Annotated in this window: 14 protein-coding genes; all 14 read left to right on the top strand. The window is 66.5% G+C overall.

The genetic code is table 11. The features are described 5' to 3' along the window. Positions 1-82: 82 nt before the first annotated feature. Positions 83-1,342: a deoxyguanosinetriphosphate triphosphohydrolase gene (locus AC1DR6_RS20255; protein WP_476831074.1), complete on the top strand. Its 1,260-nt coding sequence runs from the start codon at positions 83-85 to the stop codon at positions 1,340-1,342. A gap of 31 nt (positions 1,343-1,373) precedes the next feature. Then, on the top strand, positions 1,374-3,140 hold the full coding sequence (gene argS / locus AC1DR6_RS20250; protein WP_476831073.1) for an arginine--tRNA ligase: 1,767 nt from the start codon (positions 1,374-1,376) through the stop codon (positions 3,138-3,140). A gap of 96 nt (positions 3,141-3,236) precedes the next feature. Further along, on the top strand, positions 3,237-4,823 hold the full coding sequence (locus AC1DR6_RS20245) for an SPOR domain-containing protein (protein ID WP_476831072.1): 1,587 nt from the start codon (positions 3,237-3,239) through the stop codon (positions 4,821-4,823). Positions 4,824-5,005: 182 nt separating this feature from the next. Beyond that, positions 5,006-6,100, top strand: coding sequence for a TRAP transporter substrate-binding protein (locus AC1DR6_RS20240; protein ID WP_476831071.1), 1,095 nt, complete (start codon positions 5,006-5,008; stop codon positions 6,098-6,100). A 144-nt stretch (positions 6,101-6,244) separates the two neighbouring features. Next, positions 6,245-7,255: a beta-N-acetylhexosaminidase gene (nagZ, locus tag AC1DR6_RS20235; RefSeq protein WP_476831070.1), complete on the top strand. Its 1,011-nt coding sequence runs from the start codon at positions 6,245-6,247 to the stop codon at positions 7,253-7,255. Between the two features lie 39 nt (positions 7,256-7,294). Further along, positions 7,295-8,125 (top strand): segregation and condensation protein A, encoded by an 831-nt coding sequence (locus AC1DR6_RS20230; RefSeq protein WP_476831069.1) that lies wholly within the window; start codon positions 7,295-7,297, stop codon positions 8,123-8,125. After that, the gene (gene scpB, locus AC1DR6_RS20225; protein ID WP_476831068.1) at positions 8,122-8,823 is read left to right on the top strand and encodes an SMC-Scp complex subunit ScpB; all 702 of its coding nucleotides are present in this window, start codon (positions 8,122-8,124) and stop codon (positions 8,821-8,823) included. The genes AC1DR6_RS20230 and scpB overlap by 4 nt, the downstream gene beginning before the upstream one ends. Before the next feature lie 226 nt (positions 8,824-9,049). After that, a complete protein-coding gene (locus AC1DR6_RS20220) occupies positions 9,050-9,295 on the top strand; it encodes a twin-arginine translocase TatA/TatE family subunit (RefSeq protein WP_476831067.1) in 246 nt (81 codons plus the stop codon). Positions 9,296-9,399: 104 nt separating this feature from the next. Beyond that, on the top strand, positions 9,400-10,110 hold the full coding sequence (gene tatB / locus AC1DR6_RS20215) for a Sec-independent protein translocase protein TatB (RefSeq protein WP_476831066.1): 711 nt from the start codon (positions 9,400-9,402) through the stop codon (positions 10,108-10,110). Further along, positions 10,107-10,910, top strand: a complete 804-nt coding sequence (gene tatC, locus AC1DR6_RS20210; RefSeq protein WP_476831065.1) for a twin-arginine translocase subunit TatC — start codon at positions 10,107-10,109, stop codon at positions 10,908-10,910. The genes tatB and tatC overlap by 4 nt, the downstream gene beginning before the upstream one ends. Positions 10,911-11,111: 201 nt before the next feature. Beyond that, positions 11,112-12,413, top strand: a complete 1,302-nt coding sequence (gene serS / locus AC1DR6_RS20205; RefSeq protein WP_476831064.1) for a serine--tRNA ligase — start codon at positions 11,112-11,114, stop codon at positions 12,411-12,413. Position 12,414: 1 nt separating this feature from the next. Further along, the gene (surE, locus tag AC1DR6_RS20200) at positions 12,415-13,176 is read left to right on the top strand and encodes a 5'/3'-nucleotidase SurE (RefSeq protein WP_476831063.1); all 762 of its coding nucleotides are present in this window, start codon (positions 12,415-12,417) and stop codon (positions 13,174-13,176) included. A gap of 139 nt (positions 13,177-13,315) precedes the next feature. Continuing rightward, positions 13,316-13,978, top strand: a complete 663-nt coding sequence (locus AC1DR6_RS20195) for a protein-L-isoaspartate O-methyltransferase family protein (RefSeq protein ID WP_476831062.1) — start codon at positions 13,316-13,318, stop codon at positions 13,976-13,978. A 148-nt stretch (positions 13,979-14,126) separates the two neighbouring features. Beyond that, positions 14,127-15,500, top strand: a complete 1,374-nt coding sequence (locus AC1DR6_RS20190) for a peptidoglycan DD-metalloendopeptidase family protein (protein WP_476831061.1) — start codon at positions 14,127-14,129, stop codon at positions 15,498-15,500. Positions 15,501-15,674: the final 174 nt, after the last annotated feature.

The following is a 15,674-nucleotide window of genomic DNA, read 5'->3' as shown; positions in this document are numbered from 1 at the left end:
GGATGCTCCTTGCACCCGGGTCAAGCTCGAAGGTAATGCCGCGTCAGCGCCGCCACAAGCAGGGGGGCATGACGGGGCTGCCATGTCGCATTCTCAGAGCCAGCCTCTATCCGATGGCCCCTTACCGCCGCCCGGCCTCGAGCCCGGAGAACGCTGGCGCGCGCCCTATGCGTGCCGCTCCAGCCAAAGCCGCGGGCGACTGATCGGTGAGCCGGCCTCCGCCACGCGCGGTGAGTTTCAGCGCGACCGGGACCGCATCATCCACTCCACTGCTTTCAGGCGCCTGAAGCACAAGACGCAGGTTTTCGTCTCGCATGAGGGGGATCACTACCGCACGCGGCTGACGCACACGATCGAGGTGGCGCAGATCGCGCGGGCGCTGGCCCGCGCGCTCGGCCTCGACGAGGATCTGGCGGAGGCGCTGGCCCTGGCTCACGATCTCGGCCACACGCCCTTCGGCCACACCGGCGAGGACGCGCTGGACGAATGCATGGCCGGGTTCGGCGGCTTCGATCACAACGCCCAGACGCTTCGGATCGTGACGCGGCTGGAGCGACGCTATGCCGATTTCGATGGGCTGAATCTGAGCTGGGAAACACTGGAAGGCCTCGTCAAGCATAATGGCCCGCTGCTGGACGACCAGGGCAGACCGACGGCGCGCTATGCAAAGGCCGGCATTGCGGCTGCGATCGTCGAGTATCAGCAACGACAGGATCTCTGGCTCGACAGCTACGCCTCGGCCGAGGCGCAGGTCGCGGCGCTGGCCGACGATATCGCCTACAATGCCCATGACATTGACGACGGGCTGCGGGCTGGTCTGTTCGGCCATGGCGAACTGCGCGCGGTTCCGTTTCTGCGCGACCTGCTGGATGAGATCGAGCGGCTTCATCCCGCGCTTGAGAAGCCACGTCTGACCAACGAGCTGGTCCGCCGGGTGATCACGCGCTTCGTCGAGGACGTCATCGGCGAGGCCCAAGCCCGGCTGGCGGCGCTGGCGCCTGCCGACGCTGATGCGATCCGGCGGGCGGGCGGGCCGGTGGTTGCCTTTTCGCCGGCGATCGATGCGGCCGATCGCGACATCAAGGGCTTTCTTTATCCCAACATGTACAGACACCCGCAGATCGTGCCGATCCGCGAACGTGCGTCGCAGGTGGTGCGCGACCTCTTCGGGCGCTTCGCTGCCGATCCGTCCACGATGCCGGCCGAATGGGCGGCGGGCTGCGACGGGCTCGACGAACCCCGCCGGATGCGGCGGATTGCCGACTATATCGCCGGCATGACCGACTGGTACGCGCTCGACGAGCACCGGCGCTTGTTTGACGCCACTCCCGCGCTGCGATAGGGCCGGGCGCCTCCCAAAAGCGATCCAAACCATGAATCTGTTCGAAACCTATTCCGCCCGCATCCATGCAGCGCTCGCTGCGCTGGCCCGGCGAGGCTCGCTTCCCGCGGGCTTGAATGTGGCGCGCGTGGTGGTCGAGCCGACCAAGGACGCCGCCCATGGCGACCTCGCGACCAATGCCGCGATGGTGCTCGCCAAAGAGGCTGGCACCAATCCGCGCGCGTTGGCGGGCCTGCTGATCGAGGAACTTCTAAGGGATCCGGAGATCGTCAAGGCGGAGATCGCAGGACCCGGCTTCATCAATCTGACACTGCAGCCGACGGTGTTCACGGCCATCCTGAAGTCGGCGATCGAGGCCGGCACGGAGTACGGGCGCGGCAGCGCCAAACCGCAGCCCAGGATCAATGTCGAATACGTTTCCGCCAACCCGACGGGGCCGATGCATGTCGGGCATGGACGCGGCGCCGTTTTCGGCGATGCGCTGGCCCGGCTGCTCGCCTTCGCGGGCCATGACGTCACTCGCGAATATTACATTAACGACGCCGGTGCGCAGGTCGATGTCCTCGCCCGGTCGGCTTTCCTGCGCTATCGCGAGGCGCTGGGCGAGGATATCGGGTCGATCCCCGAAGGGCTCTATCCGGGCGACTATCTGAAGTCGGTGGGCGAGGCGCTGGCAGCGGCGCATGGCCCGGCGCTGAAAGACAAGGCGGAGGCCGAGTGGCTGCCGCTTGTGCGCCAAGTGGCCATCGACGGCATGATGGCGATGATCCGCGACGATCTCGCCGCGCTGGGTGTCGTCCACGACGTGTTTTTCTCGGAGCGCTCGCTGCAGGCCGTCGACGGTAACAAGGACGCGGTCGGTGAGACGATCGCGGATCTGCGCGCGCGCGACCTCGTCTATGAGGGCCGGTTGGCGCCGCCCAAGGGGCAGAAGGACGAGGACTGGGAAGACCGCGAGCAGACTTTGTTTCGCGCGACTCAGTTCGGGGACGATGTCGACCGGCCGCTGCTGAAGTCGGACGGCAGCTACACCTATTTCGCCAACGACATCGCCTATCACCGCTCGAAATTCACACGCGGCTATGCCGAGATGATCGACGTCTGGGGCGCGGACCATGGCGGCTACGTCAAGCGGATGCAGGCGGCCGTGGAGGCCGTCACCGGCGGGCAAGGCTCCCTCGATGTGAAGCTGTGCCAGCTCGTCCGGCTGCTGCGCAACGGCGAGCCGGTGAAGATGTCGAAGCGCTCCGGCGATTTCGTCACGCTGCGCGAAGTGATCGACGAGGTCGGCCGCGACGCGGTGCGCTTCATGATGATTTTCCGCAAGAACGACGCGACGTTGGACTTCGACCTTGCCAAGGTGGTCGAGCAGTCGAAGGACAATCCGGTGTTCTACGTGCAGTATGCGCATGCGCGCTGCGCTTCGATCTTCCGGCAGGCCCGCGAGACGTTTCCCGATCTCGACGTGTCGCCCGAAGCGCTGGCGCAGGCGGATTTGTCGATCCTCACCGACGAGGCGGAGGTCGGTATCGTGAAGCTGATCGCGTCCTATCCGAGGGCTATCGAAGGTGCAGCGGCCGCGCATGAGCCGCATCGGCTCGCCTTTTTCGTGCATGAGCTGGCCGCGGCATTCCACTCGCTTTGGAACAAGGGCAAAGACTCGCCGCAATTACGGTTCGTTAATCAAACTGATCGAAAGTCAACTTTGGCGAGGTTGGCGTTCGTGCATGCAGTGCGCAGCGTTCTCGCTTCCGGTCTGGCTGTCGCCGGAGTTGCGGCGCCGGAAGAGATGCGCTGACGGGCGGTTCCCGCTGGCGCGCACAAGGTCGGGTTGACCGCGCGGGTTTCGCTTTTCTCATCAGGAGAGGCGGCCGGTGCTGGAGTGGATCGTGCCATGAGTGAGCCAGCAAGAAACCGTTTCGCGCTCGACCTTGAGGATCTGGAGCGTCAGCTCCGCTCCGCGGGTCAGGCGCCACGCCCCGGCCAGCAGAGCGATCCGCTCGCTGAGCTGACGCGCATCGTTGGGCAGGACGATCCCTTGAAAGACATTTTTTCAGAACGGCGGGCCGCCCCGCAGCCGGCTCGTCAGGAGCCGAACTTCTCCGTGGTTCCACAGCAGGCGGCGCCGATGCCTGCCTCTGCGGCCATGCCGCCGGCGGAAATGCGCGGCGCCCTCGATGAATTCGAGGCGCTGCTGCGCCGCAACGAGCCCCAGCGGCAGCCCGCGGTTCAGCAGCAGACTTATGATCAGGCGGCTTACGAGCAGGCCGGTCGCCACGACGATCACGCGCAGGTGCAGGATGAGGCCTACGATTATCCCGAGCCGCAGCCGGCCGCCTACGCAAGCCCCCAGCAGCCGTCGGGCTACCAGCCCCAAGATTTGGACCAGGGTCAGGATCTGGACCAGGGTCAGGGCTTCTACCGCTCGCCGCAGCAGCAGCAAGAGTCGGAGCATGACGACTACCAGCATGCCGGCCAGGCCGCTTATGCCGACGATGAACTGCCGGAACTCGAGCCGCGTCGCTCCCGCAAGGGGCTTTGGGCTGCTGCGGCGCTCATTGCGGTCGGTGTCATCGGCGTCGGTGGCTGGATGACGATGCGCGGCGGGTCCGCGACCCGGGATGGCGCTCCGCCTGTCATTGCTGCGGACAAGAGCCCTGTGAAGGTCGAGCCGGTCAATCCGGGCGGCACCGAAATTCCGAATCAGAACAAGCAGATCTACGAGCGCAACGTCGAGCAGCCGCAGGGCCAGACCAAGCTCGTTACCAATGAGGAGCAGCCGGTCGACGTGCAGCAGGCGGCGCGTTCGCTGCCGCCGCGCGTGGTGATGCCGGGACCGGGGACGGGCGGCAGCGCTCTCGCCGCGGCGCCGGCTACGCCCGAGCGCAGCATCGTCCAGCCGGAGCCCGCATTGACCCCGATGCCGCCGGTGCCTGGTCTGGGTGAGCCGCGCAAGGTTCGCACGGTCGCGATCCGACCGGACGGCACCCCAGCACTCGCATCGGGCGCAGGCCAGCCGCTTGCGACAGGCTCGACTGGCCAGCGCAACCTCCCAACGCTGCCCAATACCGCTGCCACGGCTCCTGCGCCGAGGCCTGAGCGGGCGACCACGCCGGCAGCCGCCACCACGCCGGCCGCGCCCGCTTCGACCGCCCCCTTGCGCCTCGCCAGTGCGCCGCCGGCACAGGCTCCGGCCAGCGCGACGCCTGCGACTGCCGCCGTCCGTACCGGGACGGGCGACTTCGTCGTCCAACTCGCGGCGCCGGGCAGCGAATCAGAAGCGCGCGCCACCTTTGCCGCGCTGCAGCGCAAGTATGGCAGCGTGCTGAACGGCGCCTCGCCGATCGTACGCAAGACTGACCTCGCCGGCGGCAAGACCGTCTATCGCCTGCGCATCGGCCCGTATTCGCGCGACGATGCGACCTCGATGTGCACGCAGCTCCAGGCCGCCGGCGGGCAGTGCTTCATCGCCAAGAACTGACCGGTTTCGCCGGAATTGAAAAAGGCGGCGCTCCGGAGCCGCCTTTTTCTTTGGTTGCTTGCGATCGGTGGGGCGGGGCCTGCGACCACGAATAAGCCACCTCTTGCCGCGTCGACCGCGCCCATGCGACGGTTCGGCAACAGCGCTGCCACAACCAGAGCGCGCGCCATTCGGAGGAAGCCATGGATCGCCGCACATTCGTCAAGGTCACCGGGGCAGGGGCTGCCGGCAGCGCGGCTATTGCCGCCCCCGCCATCGCGCAGACGCAACCCAAGGTGACATGGCGCCTGACCTCGAGCTATCCCAAGAGCCTCGACACGCTCTACGGCATCTCGACCCATGTCGCGAAGCGCGTCGCCGAGGCGACGGACAACCAGTTCCAGATCCAGGTCTTTGCGCCCGGCGAAATCGTGCCTGCCCTGCAGGCGCTCGACGCGGTGCAGAACGGCACGGTCGAATGCAGCCATACGCTGGCGAGCTTCTACATTGGCAAGGATACCGCCTTCGCCTTCGAGACCTCGCTGCCCTTCGGCTTCAACACGCGTCAGCAGAATGCCTGGCTCTATCAGGGCGGCGGGCTGGAGCTGTGCCGGGCCTTCATGAAGACCTACAACTGCTACACCATCCCGTCGGGCAACACCGGCGCGCAGATGGGCGGCTGGTTCCGCAAGGAAATCAAGACGCTCGAGGATCTGAAGGGCCTGAAATTCCGCATCGCGGGCCTTGGCGGGCGCATCATGGCGCGGCTCGGCGTCGTGCCGCAGACGATCGGCGGCGGCGACATCTATCCCGCGCTGGAGCGCGGTACGCTCGATGCCGTCGAGTTCTCCGGCCCCTATGATGACGAGAAGCTCGGCTTCGTGCGGGTGGCGAAATATTATTACTACCCCGGCTTCTGGGAGGGGAACGCCAACGTCAGCTTCATCGTCAACATGGACAAGTGGAACGCGCTTCCCCCGACCTACAAGGCGATCGTCGAGATGGCCTGTGCCGAGGCCAATGCGATCTGCGTCGCGAAATACGACCATAACAATCCGGACGGCCTGCTGCGGCTGGTCGGCGCCGGAGCGGAGCTGCGGCCCTTCCCGCAGGAGGTGATGGCCTCAGCCTTCAAGGAAGCCTTCGCGATGTATGCCGAACTCGCCGCGAGCAATCCGAACTTCAAGCGCTTCTACGATTCCTTCCTGCCGTACTGGAAAAAGGAGCAGGTCTGGTTCCGCATCGCAGAGCTGCCCTTCGACGCCTTCAACGCGCAGAACTATTCGCAGGTGAAGTGAGCCTCCGTCATTGCGAGCGAAGCGAAGCAATCCAGAGGTCTGGGTCGAGCCCTTGCCCTGCCTCTCCTGGATTGCTTCGTCGCTTCGCTCCTCGCAATGACGGTGTCGCTTGACCGCGTCCGCATCCGTTTCTAACCCGGTGGAATGACCTCGCGCGCCTTCATCGCCGGCTGCCTCGGCACGAGCCTCACCGACGACGAGCGCGCGTTTTTTCGCGATGCTCGGCCCTGGGGCTTCATCCTGTTCCGGCGCAATACGCAGACGCCTGAGCAGGTCGCTGCGCTCACCGCCGAGATGCGCGAGACTGTCGGGTGGCACGCGCCGATCCTGATCGACCAGGAGGGCGGTCGCGTGCAGCGCATGGGGCCGCCGCACTGGCCGAAATATCCGCCGGCGCGCGCTTTTCTCGGCATCAACGATCCCGTTCAGCGGCGCGAACTCGTCAGGTTGTCGGCGCGGCTGATGGCGCATGACCTCAGAAACGTCGGGATCGATGTCGATTGCCTGCCTGTGCTCGACGTACCAGTGGCCGGCAGCCACGACATCGTCGGTGATCGGGCCTACGCCTATGAACCGGATGAGGTGGCGCGGCTCGGCCGGGCAGCCGCCGAGGGCCTGATCGCGGGGGGCGTTCTGCCGGTGATCAAGCACATGCCCGGTCACGGGCGGGCACGGGCCGATAGTCACCACGATCTGCCGGTTGTCGATGCCACGCTGGAGGAGCTGCGCGCGCAGGATTTCCGGCCGTTCCGGCATCTTGCCGACATGCCGCTCGCCATGACGGCACATGTTGTCTTCAGCGCGCTGGACCCTAAGAATCCGGCCACGGTGTCGAAGAGGATCGTGCGCGACATCATGCGCTCCGAGATCGGCTTCGACGGGTTGATCATGACCGACGACATCTCGATGAAGGCGCTGTCTGGCTCGTTCGAGGCGAAGGCGCGCGCCGCCATCCGGGCCGGCGTCGATGTCGTGCTGCATTGCCACGGCATCATGGAGGAGATGGTCGCCGTCGCCGGTGCGGTGCCGGAGATGTCCCGCGCGCGCGGGCGCCGTGCCACAGCCGCGCTCGGGCGGATCCGCCATGAGCCGGAACCGGTTGATCTCGGCGAGGCGCGAGACATCATATCCCGCGCGCTTGCATCGGTGGCCTGAACCGCCGAACCTGCCGACGAGGCAAGGACGAAAGCCGGCATGAAGCGCGAGCTGCCATTCGAGGAGGATCGCGCTCGCCACGAGGGCGAGCCGGCGTTGTTCGTCGATGTCGATGGCTATGAAGGCCCGCTCGACCTGCTGCTCGATCTGGCCCGACGGCAGAAGGTCGACCTGCAGCGCATTTCGATCCTGGCGCTTGCCGAACAATACCTCGTCTTTGTCGAGGAGGCGCGGGCTCTCAGGCTCGAACTCGCAGCCGACTATCTGGTGATGGCGGCCTGGCTCGCCTATCTGAAATCACGCCTGCTCCTGCCCGAGCCGCCGAAGCCCGACGAGCCGAGCGCGGCCGATCTCGCGACCGCGCTGGCGCTCCGGTTGCAGCGGCTTGGAGCGATCCGGGCGGCGGCGAACAAGCTCTCGGCCCGCGAGCGCCTGGGGCAGGACGTGTTCGCACGCGGTGCGCCGGAGGACATCGTCGCCGGGGCGCGCCCGGTCTGGCAAGCCGAGCTCTACGATCTGCTGGCGGCTTATGCCCAGCAGCGGACGAAGCGGGCCCAGGCCCATATTTCAGTCGGGCACCGCGTGGTGTGGTCGCTGGTCGAGGCGCGCGAGGCGTTGCAACGGCTTGTCGGGGAAGCCGGGGAGTGGACCGAAATCGATCCCTATCTGGTACGGTATATGGACCGTCACGGCCTTTCGACAGACGAGATGGCACCGACGGTTCGCGCCTCGGCGCTGTCGGCCATGCTGGAGATGGTGCGGGAGGGCGTTCTCGATCTTAGGCAGGAGCGCGAATTCGCACCGCTCCAGATCCGGCGACGCTCAGCGCGGCCGCCGCATCTTCCCTTTTCTTCCAGCGGGGCGGCATGAGCGGTCCTGCGGCCGAGCCGCTGGCGCCGCCCGACCAAACGGATGAAGAGATCTTCGGGCGCGCGTCGCGCATTGTCGAAGCCCTGCTTTTCGCGTCGGCCACGCCGATCTCAGCCGATCAGCTGATGCGCTCGGTGCCAGGCGGCATCGCGATCGAATCGGTGCTGCACCATCTCGTCGCGCTTTACGAGCCCCGCGGCGTCAACCTGCGGCAGGTCGCGGGCGGGTGGGCCTTCCGCACTGCGCCCGACCTCGGCTATCTGCTCGCTGCGGATGCCGAGCCGCCGCGCAAATTGTCGCGGGCCGCGCTCGAGGTGCTCTCCATCATCGCCTATCACCAGCCGGTGACGCGCGCGGAAATCGAGGACATTCGTGGCGTCGCAACCGCCAAGGGCACGCTCGACAGCCTGCTGGAGGCCGGATGGGTGCGCCTGCGTGGCCGGCGGCGCTCGCCCGGCCGGCCGGTGACCTATGGCACGACGCCGGGCTTCCTCGACCATTTCGATCTCGATCGTATCGAGGACCTACCGGGGCTCGAGGAGCTCAAGGGCGCCGGGCTGGTCGAAGGCCGCCTGACCCGCGATCTCGGCATGCCGGTCCCAGACGACGATCCGCATCTGCGAGACGACGAGGACCCGCTCGGCGACCTGTTCTCGCCACTCGATGACGGGGAGGGCGGTTCGCCGCAGGAGCCTTGATCGTCCCGGAGGCGAAACGCTGCCCTTTTCAGGTCCAGGTATCTTCGCGCCGCCGACAGGGCCGGAAAGCATGTCTGGCAGGGACGCGGTCTGTGTCCCGATTATGCCCGCGGAAGCCCTTGTGTTTCCCGCGGCGCATCAATAGGTTCCGCCGCCGAACGATCGACCGAGGGCGGTGATCGGATTGCCAGCAGCCCTCGTGAGCGCAATTTCGGAGGAGTCCCCCATGGGTGGCGTTAGCATTTGGCACTGGATCGTCGTCGGCGTCATCGTGATGCTGCTGTTTGGTCGCGGCAAGGTTTCCGAGCTCATGGGCGACGTCGCCAAGGGCATCAAATCCTTCAAGAAGGGCATGGCCGAGGATGACGAGCCGACGCCGACCGCCGGCACGGTCGATCCCAAGGTGATCGACAACGTCAAGGCCAGCAATGCGACGGCCGAGGCCCAGGCCAAGGCCGAGCACAAGGCTTGACGCCGACGCGGCCATTGCAGGCCGCGATTTTGGGTGATGCGCAACTGCTGACCGTCCGGCCAAGAAAGGCCGGAGGGCCAGCGCGCCGATAGGAAAAACCGTCGATGTTCGACATCGCCTGGAGCGAAATGGTCCTGATCGGCGGCGTCGCGCTCGTCGTGATCGGCCCCAAGGACCTGCCGAAAGTGCTGCGGACCGTCGGTCAGACGATCGGCAAGGTGCGCCGCATGGCGACCGAGTTTCAGGGCCAGTTCAACGAAGCGATGCGCGAGGCCGAACTCGCCGATCTGAAGAAACAGGTCGAGGATGTCGGAGGGTCGGTCTCCAACCATTTCAACAGCGATTACAAGCCGATCGAGCAGCCCAAGGAGTTCGCTGCGCCGAGCACCGCCGAGACGGCGACGCCGGACGAGGCGGCGCTGAAGCAGGCCGAAGCGAAGCTAGCCGATCTGCCGATGCCGGAGCTGCCGCCGCTGGATATCGCGGCGGACACACCGACGCCGGAGGCCGAGGCCGTGCCGGCCGCCAGGCCAAAGCGCGTGCGCAAGCCCAGGACCGGCGAGGCCACCCTGGAGGCCGTCGCCGAATCCGCGGCGCCGCCATCGACCAGCGACACCCTCGCGAAACCTGCCCGCCAGCGCCGGGTCAAGGTTATCGCCGATGCGCCCGAGGAGGCGGATACGCCGTTTCCGGAGATGACCGCCGTGGCTCAGCCTGTCGCCGATACGCCGGCGCAGCCCGCTGCCCGGAAGCGCAAGCCGAAACCCGCTGACGCCAAAAGGCCGCAGGGCTCGGACGAGGAGAACTCGGCATGAGCGTCGCCAATCCCCGCGACGGCGAGGACGATATCGAGGCCTCCCGCGCACCTTTGCTGGAGCATCTGATCGAGCTGCGCTCGCGGCTGATCAAGTCGCTGATCGCATTCCTGATCATGTTCTTCATCTGCTTCGCGTTCTCGACGCAGATCTACAACATCCTGGTGTGGCCCTATGTCCGGGCCGCGGGCAGCGCGGCCAACGCGCAACTGATCTACACCGGGCCGCTGGAACTGCTCTTCACGCACATCAAGGTCGCGGCCTTCGGCGCCGGCTTTTTTGCTTTTCCAGTGATCGCGACGCAGATCTACAGATTCGTGGCGCCCGGCCTTTACAAGAACGAGAAATCGGCTTTCGCGCCCTATCTCGTTGCGACGCCGGTGTTTTTCACGGCCGGCGCGATGCTGGTGTTCTTCTTCGCCATGCCGGTGCTGATGAAGTTCTCGCTCGGCATGCAGCAGGCCGCGACCGAGACGCAGGCCGGCATCGCCTTGCTGCCGCGCGTCAGCGAATATCTCTCGCTGATCATGACGTTGATCTTCGCCTTCGGCGTGGCCTTCCAGCTACCCGTCATCCTGACGCTGCTTGGACAGGCCGGCATCATCGACGCGGCCTTTCTGAAGGATAAGCGCCGCTACGCCATCGTCTTCGTTTTCGTCATCGCGGCGGTTCTGACGCCGCCGGACGTGATCTCGCAGCTGATGCTCGCGGTGCCGATGCTGCTGCTCTACGAGCTGTCGATCTTCTCGGTGCGCCGCGTGCAGAAGAAGCGGGTGAAGGACGAGACGACGACGGAGTAAGCGCTTCGCTGCGCTTTCCCGTCATTGCGAGCGCAGCGAAGCAATCCAGGGAGACTGGGTGAGCGCTCGGCCACAGGCCCTGGATTGCTTCGCTACGCTCGCAATGACGAAGTCGCGCAACGCGTGAACCCTGTTCCCTCCCGCGCGCTCCCGGTCTAGAGCATCTGCGCTGCATTCCGCAGCGCTGCATGGCCTGAGACGATGTACGACATTCGCTGGATTCGCGAGAACGCCGAGGCGTTCGACAAAGGGCTCGAACGTCGGGGGCTTGAGCCGCTGTCGTCGTCGCTGCTCTCGCTCGATGACGAGCGGCGCGGGGCCATCGCGAAGGCCCAGGCCACACAGGAACGCCGCAACGCCCTCTCCAAGGAGATCGGCAAGGCGATGGGCGCCAAGGATGTCGCGCTCGCCGAAAAGCTCAAGGCCGAGGTCGCGGCGCTGAAGGAGGCGCAGCCGGCGCTGGAAGCCGCCGAGAAGTCCGCCAAGGACAAGCTCGACGAAACGCTGGCGGCGATCCCGAACGTCCCCTTCGACGACGTGCCGGATGGGGCCGACGAGCACGACAATGTCGTGCTGCATGCCCATGGGGTGAAGCCGGAGGAGCGCGGGCTGCTCAGGGGCGTCAACGACCCCAAGCAGCATTTCGAGCTGGGCGAAGCACTCGGCCAGATGGATTTCGAGACGGCGGCCAAGCTCTCCGGCTCGCGCTTTGTCGTGCTGCAAAGCCAAATCGCGCGGCTTTCCCGGGCGATCGGGCAGTTCATGCTCGATACGCACACCGAGGATCACGGCTATACCGAGGTCAATCCGCCGCTGCTGGTGCGCGACGATGCGATGTTCGGGACGGCGCAGTTGCCGAAGTTTCGCGATGATCAATTCCGGGCCGGCGAGGAGCATTGGCTGATCCCGACCGCCGAGGTCCCGCTGACGAATTTAGCAAGGGAATCGATCCTCTCCGAGGAAGAACTCCCGCGCCGCTATACCGCCCTGACGCCTTGCTTCCGGTCGGAAGCCGGCTCCGCCGGCCGCGACACGCGCGGCATGTTGCGGCAGCATCAGTTCGAGAAGGTCGAGCTGGTTTCGATCACGACGCCAGAGAAGTCCCGCGAGGAGCATGAGCGCATGCTCGCCTGCGCCGAGGCGGTGCTGAAGAAGCTCGACCTGCATTATCGCGTGATGACCCTCTGCACCGGCGATATGGGCTTCGCCTCGCAGAAGACCTGGGACATCGAGGCCTGGCTGCCCGGTCAGAAGACCTATCGCGAGATTTCGTCCTGCTCCGTCTGCGGCGATTTCCAGGCTCGGCGCATGAACGCGCGCTACAAGACGAAGGAGGGCAAGGGACCGTTCTTCGTGCACACCCTCAACGGCTCGGGCACGGCGGTCGGCCGGGCTCTGATCGCGGTGATGGAGAATTACCAGAACGCCGACGGCTCGATCACGGTGCCGGACGTGCTGGTGCCCTATATGCGTGGCGTGACGCGGATCGAGAAGGCGGCCTGAGATGCGTATCCTCGTCACCAACGATGACGGCATCCACGCCGAAGGGTTGGCGGTGCTGGAGCGCATCGCGCGCCAGCTCTCCGACGATGTCTGGGTTTTCGCGCCGGAGACCGACCAGTCCGGCGTCGCGCATTCACTGTCGCTGTCGAACCCGCTCCGGCTGCGGCGGATCGCCGAGAAGCGCTATGCCGTCGCCGGCACGCCGACCGATTGCGTGATCATGGCGGTGCGTTCGGTGATGGCCGACGCGAAGCCCGATCTCGTGCTGTCGGGTGTCAACAGCGGTTCGAACGTCGCGGAGGACGTGACCTATTCCGGCACCATCGCGGCCGCGATGGAAGGGACCCTGCTCGGTATCCCCTCGGTCGCGATCAGCCAGGCCTATGCGCCGGGCGACCGATCCAACATTCGGTGGGACTGCGCCGAGCAGCATGCGCCAGGCATCCTGCGCAAGCTCCTCGCGGAGGGTATCCCCGAGGATATCCTGTTCAACCTGAACTTTCCCAACGTCTCGCCCGAAGCGGTGCAGGGCGTCGCGGTGACGGTGCAAGGCCGGCGTGACCAGCAGCTCGTCAAGCTGGAACCCCGGCAGGACGGGCGCGGCAACCCGTATTACTGGATCGCCTTCCAGCGCAGCCGCAAGGAGCCTGGCAACGGCACCGATCTGCGCGCCCTGTCGGAGAACCGGATCTCGATCACGCCGCTCGAACTCGACCTGACGCATGAGCCGACGCTGACGCGATTCGCGCGCGTTTTCGGGTGATGCGAGTTTCAGCAGCCTCAGCCCTCATCCTGAGGAGCGCCACAGGCGCGTTTCGAAGGATGTTCCAGTGCCCTCTGGAGCATCCTTCGAGACGCCGCTTCGCGGCTCCTCAGGATGAGGACTGAGGAAGCGGCTGGATATGACCGAGGACCTGCCGGCGAGCGAGGGCGAACGCACTGTCGCCTTCCTGCTGTCGCTGCGAGCGCGCGGCGTTCGCGATCTGCCATTGCTGCGCGCGATGGAACGGGTGCCGCGCGACCGATTCGCGCCGTCGCGCTTTGCCGATCTGGCGCGGCAGGATGTTTCGGTGCCGCTGCCCTGCGGCCAGACGATGACCGCGCCTTTCACCGTCGCCAACCTGCTGGTCGCGCTCGATATGCAGCAGGGCGCGCGCGTGCTCGAGGTCGGGACCGGCTCGGGATATGTTTCGGCGCTGCTGGCAGCGCTGGGCGGGGAGGTGGTTTCGCTGGAGCGCTATCGCTCGCTGGCGCTGGCGGCGCATGAACGGGTGTCTGGCAGCGGCCTTGGCGGTGCGATCGACCTGCGCCATGCCGATGGTTTCCAGCCGGACCGAGCGCTTGGCCGTTTCGACCGCATTCTCGTCAACGGCGTCACAAATTCGCTGCCGGATGCGTTGCTGGCGCGACTCGCCGTGGGCGGGCGGCTGGTCGGCGCCTTGCGCGTCGAGGGCGCGGCGCGACAGGTGATGGTGACCCGGCCCGATGACGATTCCTTCGACCACGCCATGGGCCCGCCGGTCCGCCTGCCGCCGCTGATCCCGGGCCGCGCGCAGGCGCTTTGAGGTGTTCCGGGCGTGGCCGGGCAGGCCGGGTGGCCGATCGAAAATATCCGAAAAAGTGAATCGCTCTTCCCGGTCGGAAACCCTTTCGTAACCTCAACGAGGCTTTAATCACGGTCATCGAGTTGCGTCGTTCGCGAGTACTCTGCCCATGCTCAACCAAGCCGGATCGGTCGATCTCCGTATCCTCAGCCGTCTTTCCACGGTGTGCCTGCTTGCAATCGGCGTCAGCGCCTGCTCGTCGGATGCTGTGCGCTTTACCGATACCCCTTTTGATAACCCCTATCGCTCGGCGCAGGTCTCCCAGCCTGTCCGCGACCCGGTGACGACGGGCTCCATCGGCTCCGCGCCGATCCAGGGTGTGCCGTCCTCGCCCGTCGTGCGGTCGCAGTCCTTGCCTCCGCCGCAAGCCGTGGCCAGCGCCCCGATCTCGGCGCCGATCGCCGCGCCAATGTCCGCGCCGCAGCCTTCCGGCGGCAGCGCCGCCGGCTGGAGCGCGCAGGGTGGCACGCCGGTCGTGATCGCCCAGGGCGAGACGGCCGACATGATCGCCTCGCGTTACGGCGTGCCCCGCGCCGCGCTGCTTTCGGCCAACGGCCTGTCCAGCGGCAATGTCACGCCCGGCACCCGCCTGATCATCCCGGTCTATAACGCAAGCGGTTCCAGTGCTGCGGCGTCGGCCCCGGCCGAGCCGCGCCGTATCGCCAACGCGCCGGCAGCGGCCGAGCCTCGCGGATTCGTACGCGGTCCGGCTCCGGCAGAGCGGCCGGCGATCGCCGACCGCGCCGCCCAGATGCGCGCCGCGAAGGAAGCCAAGGCCGCTGCCGAGGCGAGGGTCGCTGCCGAAGCTGTGCCGAAGAAGGAAGCGCTCAGCGACGCCCAGGCGATGAAGGAGTCGCGGGCCCGCTTCGCAGCCGAAGGCAAGGCCAAGGCCGAAGCGAAAAAGGCTGCTGCCGCCGCTACGCCGGAGGCCAAGCCGGCCAAGGTTGCCTCGCTGCCCGTGGAAAAGCCTGCCCGGCCTGTCGCTGTGGCCCCGGTCGTTGAGCCGAAGCCGGTTGCGACCGCGCCGAAGGTCGAGGCCGCGGCTCCGGCTGCCGAGCCGAAGACCACCGCCAGCCTGCCCAAGCAGGAGGAGGCGGCTGCATCGAGCGGCGATAAGGCCGATTTCCGCTGGCCGGTGCGTGGCCGCGTCATTACCGGATTCGCCGGCAAGGGCGGCAATGAGGGCCTGAACATCGCGGTGCCGGACGGCACGCCGGTGAAGGCCGCCGAGGCCGGAACCGTTGCCTATGCCGGCAGCGAATTGAAGGGCTACGGCAACCTCGTGCTGATCCGGCACCCGAACGGTTACGTCTCGGCTTACGCCCATAACGGCGACCTCAAGGTCAAGCGCGGCGATACCGTCAAGCGCGGACAGGTCGTCGCCAGCTCCGGCCAGACCGGCAACGTGTCTTCGCCGCAGCTGCACTTCGAACTGCGCAAGGGCTCGACCCCGGTCGATCCGACGCCGTACCTCAACAACTGAGGCCGGCGGAGCCACCAGAGAATCAGAGCTTCGATCGGTATCGCGAGACCCTCCCGATCGAATCGAAACGGGGCGAGCCAAGGATGGCTCGCCCCGTTTTGCTTTTGCGTCCAGCCGTCATTGCGAGAAGCGAAGCGACGAAGCAATCCAGGGGACGTGGCGCCTTGCCGCTCC

This window comes from Allobosea sp. P5_A5 (assembly GCF_056400625.1).
The sequence above is the reverse complement of the archived record's forward strand: the minus strand, read 5'-3'. Positions and strand labels throughout refer to the sequence as shown.

Bases quoted from the DNA above. Each gene is read 5' to 3' on its own strand.
- AC1DR6_RS20255 (WP_476831074.1), top strand. From the start codon at position 83: ATGTCGCATTCTCAGAGCCAGCCTCTATCCGATGGCCCCTTACCGCCG.
- argS (WP_476831073.1), top strand. From the start codon at position 1,374: ATGAATCTGTTCGAAACCTATTCCGCCCGCATCCATGCAGCGCTCGCT.
- AC1DR6_RS20245 (WP_476831072.1), top strand. From the start codon at position 3,237: ATGAGTGAGCCAGCAAGAAACCGTTTCGCGCTCGACCTTGAGGATCTG.
- AC1DR6_RS20240 (WP_476831071.1), top strand. From the start codon at position 5,006: ATGGATCGCCGCACATTCGTCAAGGTCACCGGGGCAGGGGCTGCCGGC.
- nagZ (WP_476831070.1), top strand. From the start codon at position 6,245: ATGACCTCGCGCGCCTTCATCGCCGGCTGCCTCGGCACGAGCCTCACC.
- AC1DR6_RS20230 (WP_476831069.1), top strand. From the start codon at position 7,295: ATGAAGCGCGAGCTGCCATTCGAGGAGGATCGCGCTCGCCACGAGGGC.
- scpB (WP_476831068.1), top strand. From the start codon at position 8,122: ATGAGCGGTCCTGCGGCCGAGCCGCTGGCGCCGCCCGACCAAACGGAT.
- AC1DR6_RS20220 (WP_476831067.1), top strand. From the start codon at position 9,050: ATGGGTGGCGTTAGCATTTGGCACTGGATCGTCGTCGGCGTCATCGTG.
- tatB (WP_476831066.1), top strand. From the start codon at position 9,400: ATGTTCGACATCGCCTGGAGCGAAATGGTCCTGATCGGCGGCGTCGCG.
- tatC (WP_476831065.1), top strand. From the start codon at position 10,107: ATGAGCGTCGCCAATCCCCGCGACGGCGAGGACGATATCGAGGCCTCC.
- serS (WP_476831064.1), top strand. From the start codon at position 11,112: ATGTACGACATTCGCTGGATTCGCGAGAACGCCGAGGCGTTCGACAAA.
- surE (WP_476831063.1), top strand. From the start codon at position 12,415: ATGCGTATCCTCGTCACCAACGATGACGGCATCCACGCCGAAGGGTTG.
- AC1DR6_RS20195 (WP_476831062.1), top strand. From the start codon at position 13,316: ATGACCGAGGACCTGCCGGCGAGCGAGGGCGAACGCACTGTCGCCTTC.
- AC1DR6_RS20190 (WP_476831061.1), top strand. From the start codon at position 14,127: ATGCTCAACCAAGCCGGATCGGTCGATCTCCGTATCCTCAGCCGTCTT.